The organism is Planobispora longispora, from assembly GCF_016863135.1.
Lineage (GTDB): Bacteria > Actinomycetota > Actinomycetes > Streptosporangiales > Streptosporangiaceae > Planobispora > Planobispora longispora.
On sequence record NZ_BOOH01000003.1, the window covers coordinates 125,033 to 132,177 of the forward strand.

Sequence of the window (7,145 nt, forward strand, 5' to 3'; positions counted from 1 at the left end):
AGGTCCCCTCCGGCAGATTCCCGAAGATCCCGAAGAAGCGATGACCACCGCTCAGCTCCTCGCCCTCGACCACATCGTGCTCGCTCTGGTCGCCGCGCTCTGGCTCGGCGCGGGGGCGGCCACGGTGATGTCCCGCCGCGACCGCCGTACCCGCCTGATCGCCCTCGCCGGCGTCCTGGCCGCCCTCACGGCCTCCTACCCCGTCTCCCCGGTCACCGCCGCCTTCCTGGTCGCCCTGGTGGCCACCGCCACCGTCATCACCCACCACCGCCTCTCCTCCCCCGCCGGCCCTTCGTCCGCGGAGGCGCGCCCGAACCGGATCCGAGCCCGGAGGCGAGGGCACCGGAGCACGACGGCGGGAGTCGCCGTGCTCTGCTCCGCCGTCGTCTGGGCCGGGCTGTCGGCCTGGTCGAGCAGGGTCCCGGACCGGCTCAACCTCGGCGCGCACCACTCCGGCTCAGGCGCCCGCCCGGTCGCGGACGCGAAACCGGTGACCGATCTGCGGGGGCCGGTCACCGGAGCGAAGATCCGCCGCTTCACCCTCACCGCCCGGCCCGCGACCATCACCTTGGGCTCCGGGAAACAGGTCGAGGCGTGGACCTTCGACGGCAGGGCGCCCGGCCCGACGCTCCGGGTCCGGCAGGGCGAGCTGGTCGAGGTACGGCTGCGCAACGCGATGCCCGATCTCGGCGTGACCCTGCACTGGCACGGCTACGACGTCCCCGTGGGAGAGGACGGTGTGGCCGGAGTCACCCAGGACGCGGTCCGGCCCGGGGGCGAGTTCGTCTACCGGTTCCCGGCCGAGGACGCCGGCAGCTACTGGTACCACAGCCACGACCTGTCGGACCCGGCCGTCCGCATGGGCCTGTACGGCATGCTCGTCGTCGGCCCCGCGCCCGCTCCGGAGGAGGACTCCGCGAAATCGGAGTCCCCGCAGCAATCCCCGGCCTCGGAGTCCTCCGCCGCGGAGCCCCCCGCCGGGGTCTCCGACCACACGGTCTCCGTCCACGTGCTCGGCGGCGTCCCGACCGCCGCCGTCGACGACCGGCCCCCCGCCGACGGCCTGGCCCCGCTCCGCGTCTCCCCCGGGACCCCGGTCCGGCTGCGCGTCACCGGGACCGACAACGCCCCGCGGATCCTGGGCGTGAGCGGCGCGCCGTACCGGATCGCCGCCGTGGACGGCCGGGACCTGCCCGCGGCCCGCGAGGTGACCGGCGAGCGGGTGCGGCTGGCCGCGGGCGGTCGCCACGACCTGACCTTCACCATGCCCGCCACGCCCGTCCTGCTCTCCGCAGACGACCGGGCCGACCTCGGCGTGCTCGTCACCCCGGGCTCGGGCGCCGCCCCGCCGCCCGCCTCAGGCCCCCTGCTGGACGTCACCGCCTACGGCACCGGCGGCACGCCCGATCCCGGCCCCTTCGACCGGGAGATCACCTGGGTGCTGGACCGGGGGCCGGCCGTGCTCGACGGCGTGCCGACCCTCGCCCACACGGTCAACGGCGCGGTCTGGCCGAACATCCCCGCGCCCGTCGTCCGGGAGGGCGAGCTGGTGAAGATCACCGTGGCCAACCGGGGCAGGGACACCCACCCCATGCACCCGCACGGGCACCACGTCCTGGTGCTGTCCCGCAACGGCGTCCCGGCCGGCGGCCCGGTGTGGACCGACACCTTCGACGTCGGTCCCGGCGAGGTCTGGGAGGTCGCGCTGCGCGCCGACAACCCGGGCATCTGGATGTCCCACTGCCACGATCTGGGCCACGCGGCCCTCGGCATGACCTTCCACCTGGCCTACGAGGGCGTCACGACCCCCTACGACGCGGGCCACGCCTCGGGCAACCACCCCGAGTGAACGCCGCCCGGCCCGGGGGCGCCGCGGCCGGTGAGAACGGCGCGAGCCGTACAGGAACGTCCTGTACGGCTCGCGCACCGGGATCGCCGGGACCCGTCACTTCTTCTTCTGCGCCTGCTTCTTCTCGCGGATCTTCATCGTGACCTCCAGCGGGGACCCGGCGAAGCCGAACTCCTCGCGGATGCGCCGCTCGATGAAGCGGCGGTAGGTCTCCTCCAGGAAGCCCGAGGTGAACAGCACGAACTTCGGCGGTTCCGTCGCCGCCTGGGTGGCGAAGAGGATCTTGGGCTGCTTGCCGCCGCGGACCGGCGGCGGGGTCGCCGCGACCAGGTCGGTCAGGAAGGCGTTGAGGCGGGCCGTCGGCACGCGGGTGGACCAGGAGTCCAGCGCCTTCTCGATCGCCGGGACGAGCCGGTCGACGTGCCAGCCGGTCTTGGCGGAGATGTTGACCCGCAGCGCCCACGGCACGCGGACGAGCTGGCGGTCGATCTCCTTCTCCAGGTAGTGGCGGCGGTCCTCGTCGAGGAGGTCCCACTTGTTGAACGCCACGACCATGGCCCGGCCGGACTCGATCACCAGGGAGATGATCCGCAGGTCCTGCTCGGTCAGCACCTCGCTGGCGTCGATGAGGACGATCGCCACCTCGGAGCGCTCCAGCGCTCCCCTGGTGCGCATGCTGGCGTAGAAGTCGGCGCCCTTGAGCTCGCGGTCACGGCGGCGGATGCCCGCGGTGTCCACGAAGCGCCAGGTCTTCCCGCCGAGTTCGACCAGCTCGTCCACCGGGTCGCGGGTGGTGCCGGCCATCGGGTCGACGAGCACGCGCTCCTCGCCGAGGAGCTTGTTCAGCAGCGAGGACTTGCCCACGTTGGGCTTGCCGAGCAGCGCCACCCGGCGCGGGCCCCGCTCGGCGCCGAAGCGCTGCGGCGGCGTCTCGGGCAGCTTGTCGAGCACCACGTCGAGCAGGTCGCCGCTGGAGCGGCCGTGCAGCGCCGAGACCGGCTGGGGCTCGCCCAGGCCGAGCGACCACAGCGCGGCGGCCTCCAGCTCCATCTGCTGGTTGTCGACCTTGTTCGCGGCCAGGATGACCGGCTTGCCGGAGCCGCGCAGCACGTGGCCGACGATCTCGTCGGAGTCGGTCACGCCCACGGTGGCGTCCACCACGAACAGGATGACGTCGGCCAGCTCCGCCGCGATCTGCGCCTGCTCGGCGATCCGCAGGGCCATGCCGGTCGCGTCGGGGTCCCAGCCGCCGGTGTCGACCACCGTGAACCGGCGGCCCCGCCAGGTGGCCTCGTAGGTCACCCGGTCCCGGGTCACGCCCGGGACGTCCTCCACGACCGCCTCGCGACGGCCGATGATCCTGTTGACCAGAGTGGACTTGCCCACGTTGGGGCGGCCCACCACGGCCAGGACGGGCAGCGGACCTGCGTCCGGCGCCTCGTCCGACGAGCTGTCTTCGGTCCCCAGATCGGCGAGCTCAGCGTCGATCCAGCCGCGGTCGTCGTCGTATTCCCCAGTCACACTTTTTCCTTGATCACGCGTAGTACCTCGGCGATGACCTCGTCGAGGTTCAGCGGGGTGGTGTCCAGCTCGACGGCGTCGGACGCCATCGCCAGCGGGTCGGCCTTCCGCGTCGAGTCCAGGGTGTCACGCCGGGCCATCGCGGCCTTCTGCGCCTCCACCGTGGTGCCGGTCAGCTCCGCCGTACGGCGGGCCGCCCGGGCGTCCGCGCTCGCGGTCAGGTAGATCTTGACCGGCGCGTCGGGCGCGACCACGGTGCCGATGTCGCGGCCCTCGACGACGATGCCGCCCGCCCCGATGATCTCACGCTGCTCGGCGACGAGCCTGCGGCGCACCTCGGGCACCGCGCTCACCGCGGAGACCGCGCCGGTCACCTCGGCGGTCCGGATCGGCCCGGCGGCGTCGGCGCCGTCCACGGCCACCGACGGGGCGTCGGGGTCGGTGCCCATGGTGAGCACCGGTTCCGCCGCCCTGGCCGCGATGGCCGCCGGGTCGTCCAGGTCGACGCCCTGCCGGAGCATCCACCAGGTGATCGCCCGGTACATCGCCCCGGTGTCGAGATATCTCAGTCCCAGCGCCCGCGCGACCCCCCGTGACGCGCTCGACTTGCCCGACCCCGAAGGTCCGTCCATGGCGACGACCAGCCCGGTCACCGTGTTCATCTGGCTCGCTCCGCTCGTAACCGCCTCGCCGGCGCCCGGCTCCCGCCGGAGGCCCGCAGGCGGTCCACCACCCGCTTGAGTTGTCCGTACGAGGCTACCGGGAGCGGGCGGCGCCGGAGCACCGAAGGCCGGGCGGCCGGGTCGGTCAGGGCAGGTGCCAGCCGTGCGCGCGCAGGGCCGCCGAGAGCGTGTCCGCCGCCTCCGGCTGCACGAACAGCTCGGCGGCGCCCAGCGGCAGGCCCGGGGCGTGCTCCAGACGGACGTCCTCGATGTTGACGCCGGTCTCCTCGGCCACCTGGAACAGCCGGGCCAGTTCTCCCGGGCGGTCGCCGATGATGACCTGGATGACCGTGTAGGTGCGGGCCGGGCCGCCGTGCTTGCCGGGGATCCGGTCGGTGCCCGTGACGCCCCGCCGCAGGAGGTCGGTGACCGTGCTCATGGCCGCGCCGCCCGGCGAGGCCGGGACGGGCGCGGAGGCGGGCACGGCGGACGCCTCGGAAGGCGGGGACGACTCGGTGGGCCCCGGAGACGACTCCGTGGAGGCCGGGGACGACTCGGCGAAGGCGCGCAGCGCGGTGGCCGCGGCCGCCAGATCGGCCGCCACCGCCTCCAGCACGTCGGCCACCGGGAGCGCGTTGCCCGACAGGATGCCGGTCCACAGGTCCGGGTCCCCGGCCGCGACGCGCGTGACGTCGCGGACCCCCGGCCCGGCCAGGCCGAGCGCGGTGGCCGGGGCGTCGGCGAGGCGGGCGGCCACCGCGGAGGCGGCCACGTGCGGGGCGTGCGAGACGAGCGCGACGGCCCTGTCGTGCTGGACGGCGTCCACCTCGACGGGCTCGCCGCCGCAGAGCTTGATCAGCCCGCGCAGGGCCTCCACCGCGTCGGGCGAGGTCTGCTCGGTCGGGCACAGGGCCCACGGACGTCCGAGGAACAGGTCGGCGCGGGCCGCGGCGGGCCCGGAGCGCTCCCGGCCCGCGAGCGGGTGCCCGGCGGCGTAGGCGGTCAGGTCGCAGCCGAGGGCCTCGGCCTGCCGGATCGGCAGGGCCTTGACGCTGGCCACATCGGTGTAGAACCGGGCGGCCCCGGCCCGCTGGAGCCGGGCGAGCTGCTCGGCGACCAGGTCCGGCGGGACGGCGATGACCGCGAGGTCCACCGGCCGTCCCGGGTACCACGCGGCGTCCGCGTCGAGGTCGGCGGGGCGTCCGGGATTCCACTCGACGCCCGCGCCCAGCTCGCTGGCCAGCCGTACGGTCGCCGGGTCGCGATCGGTCAGGTAGACGGTGACGCCCTGCTCGCGGAGGGCCAGGGCGATCGAGGTGCCGATCAGTCCCGTGCCGACGATGAGGACGCTCTCCGGGCCGCTCACACGTCCTCCTTCACCGGTCGCGTTCGCGACGCCGCCGTGTCCGTGACTCGCTCGCTCACGGGAGACTCCTCGGACGCGGGGAAGCGAGAGACGGCCGGGACCGGGAGAGGGCATGGGGAGGTCACTGGGCGATGTCCACGCGGAGGGCCACCGCGCCCCGCAGGTAGACGTGCTGGATCTCCTGGCGGGGCTTGCCGGTCTCCACGTGGGCCATCAGCCGCACCACGCGGGGCAGCGCGCCGGGGACGTCGATCTCGGAGGCGCAGATGAGCGGGACGTCGTGGAAGCCGAGCTTGCGGGCGGCCAGCGCCGGGAACTCCGCGGTCAGGTCGGGGGTCGCCGTGAAGATCACGCTGATCACGTCGTCGGTGGTGAGGGAGTTGCGCTCCATCACCTCGCTGACCAGCTCGGTGACTCCGGACAGGATGGCGTCCCGGTCGTTGCCCTCGACCTGGATCGCGCCGCGGATCGCCCGCACCATCGTGGCTCCTTCATACCGTTCACGCCGGACCGCCGAGGGGGCGATCCGGCGTGTCCCGGATATCTGTGCTTTATATTTTCCGGATATTCCGGAAGCCTTCTATGTATTCCGGAAGGTTACATCCCGACGGCGGCGTACAGCTCGCCGACCTCCTTGACGGTCAGCGTGCGGACGGTGCCGGGCTTGAGACGTCCCAGCTTGACCGGGCCGAACTCGATGCGGGCCAGGTCGATGACCGGGTGCCCGACCTCCTCCAGCATGCGCCGGACGATGTGCTTGCGGCCCTCGTGCAGGACGATCTCGACCAGCGACTGCTGCCCGTGCTCCTGGACCAGCGTGAAGGAGTCGGCCTTGGCGATGCCGTCCTCCAGCTCGATGCCCTTCTTCAGGCGGCGGCCCACCTCGGGCTTGATCCGGCCGGGGACCTTCGCCCAGTACTTCTTCTGCACGCCGTAGCTCGGGTGGGTCAACCGGTTGGCCAGCTCGCCGTCGTTGGTGAGCAGGATCAGGCCCTCGGTCTCGGTGTCGAGACGGCCCACGTGGAACAGGCGCTCGGTGCGGTCGGCCACGTAGTCGGCCAGGGACGGGCGGCCCTCCGGGTCGGACATGGTGCTGACGACGCCGATCGGCTTGTTGATGGCGAAGTAGACCAGGTCGGGCATCGTCGGCAGCCGCTTGCCGTCCACGTGGATGACCTGCTTGGCCGGGTCGACGCGCGCGCCGAAGCGGCGGACCACCTGGCCGTCGACCGTGACGCGGCCCTCGCCGATCATCTCCTCGCAGGCGCGCCTGCTGGCCACACCCGCCTGGGCGAGCACCTTCTGCAGCCGGACGCCGCCCGGGACCTCGGTGGTGTCGCGCTCGTCGGCGTAGGCGCTGTCGTAGAAGTCGGGGTCCCGCATGGGCTGGCGGGCGGTCTTGAAGCGGTCGTTCTCGATCGCGCCGGGCCTGCCCCCGGCCTTCGCCGCGCCCGGACGTCCGCCCTTCGCCGCCGGAGCGCGGTTCGAGCCGGTACGGCCCTGGCCGTACTGCCCGGAGCGCTTGCCGCCGATCGTCTGGATCTCGTCCCTGCGGCCGGTCCTGCCGTAGCGGGTCCGGGAGCCGTCCCGCCCCTCGTGGCGGGGGGCCGCGGACCGGGAGTCCCGGTCGTCGCGGGAGCCGTAGCCACCGCGGTCATCGCGAGGGGCATAACCACCGCGGTCGTCACGGCGCTCGGAACGGAACCCGCCGCGGTCATCGCGGGAGCCGTAGCCACCACGGTCATCG

General features: G+C 73.6%; 6 protein-coding genes. 1 reads left to right on the forward strand and 5 read right to left on the reverse strand.

Annotation, left to right across the window (positions count from 1 at the left end; translation table 11 throughout):
- Nucleotides 1-40: 40 nt before the first annotated feature.
- Nucleotides 41-1,849 carry a multicopper oxidase family protein gene (locus Plo01_RS02315; protein ID WP_203888773.1) on the forward strand — a complete coding sequence of 603 codons (1,809 nt, stop codon included), beginning with the start codon at nt 41-43 and terminating at the stop codon, nt 1,847-1,849.
- Nucleotides 1,850-1,945: 96 nt separating this feature from the next.
- Here Plo01_RS02315 and der read toward each other — a convergent pair whose 3' ends face one another.
- From der to Plo01_RS02340, 5 genes are all read right to left on the reverse strand, one after another.
- The gene (gene der / locus Plo01_RS02320; protein WP_203888774.1) at nt 1,946-3,370 is read right to left on the reverse strand and encodes a ribosome biogenesis GTPase Der; all 1,425 of its coding nucleotides are present in this window, start codon (nt 3,368-3,370) and stop codon (nt 1,946-1,948) included.
- A complete protein-coding gene (cmk, locus tag Plo01_RS02325) occupies nt 3,367-4,032 on the reverse strand; it encodes a (d)CMP kinase (protein ID WP_203888775.1) in 666 nt (221 codons plus the stop codon). Before cmk ends, der begins: the two co-directional genes overlap by 4 nt.
- Nucleotides 4,033-4,177: 145 nt before the next feature.
- Entirely contained in the window at nt 4,178-5,398 is a 1,221-nt protein-coding gene (locus Plo01_RS02330) for a prephenate dehydrogenase (RefSeq protein ID WP_239315806.1), read from the reverse strand.
- Nucleotides 5,399-5,519: 121 nt separating this feature from the next.
- The gene (gene aroH / locus Plo01_RS02335; RefSeq protein ID WP_203888777.1) at nt 5,520-5,879 is read right to left on the reverse strand and encodes a chorismate mutase; all 360 of its coding nucleotides are present in this window, start codon (nt 5,877-5,879) and stop codon (nt 5,520-5,522) included.
- Between the two features lie 116 nt (nt 5,880-5,995).
- Nucleotides 5,996-7,145: pseudouridine synthase (locus tag Plo01_RS02340; RefSeq protein WP_203888778.1), on the reverse strand; the 1,150-nt coding region annotated here is incomplete at its 5' end.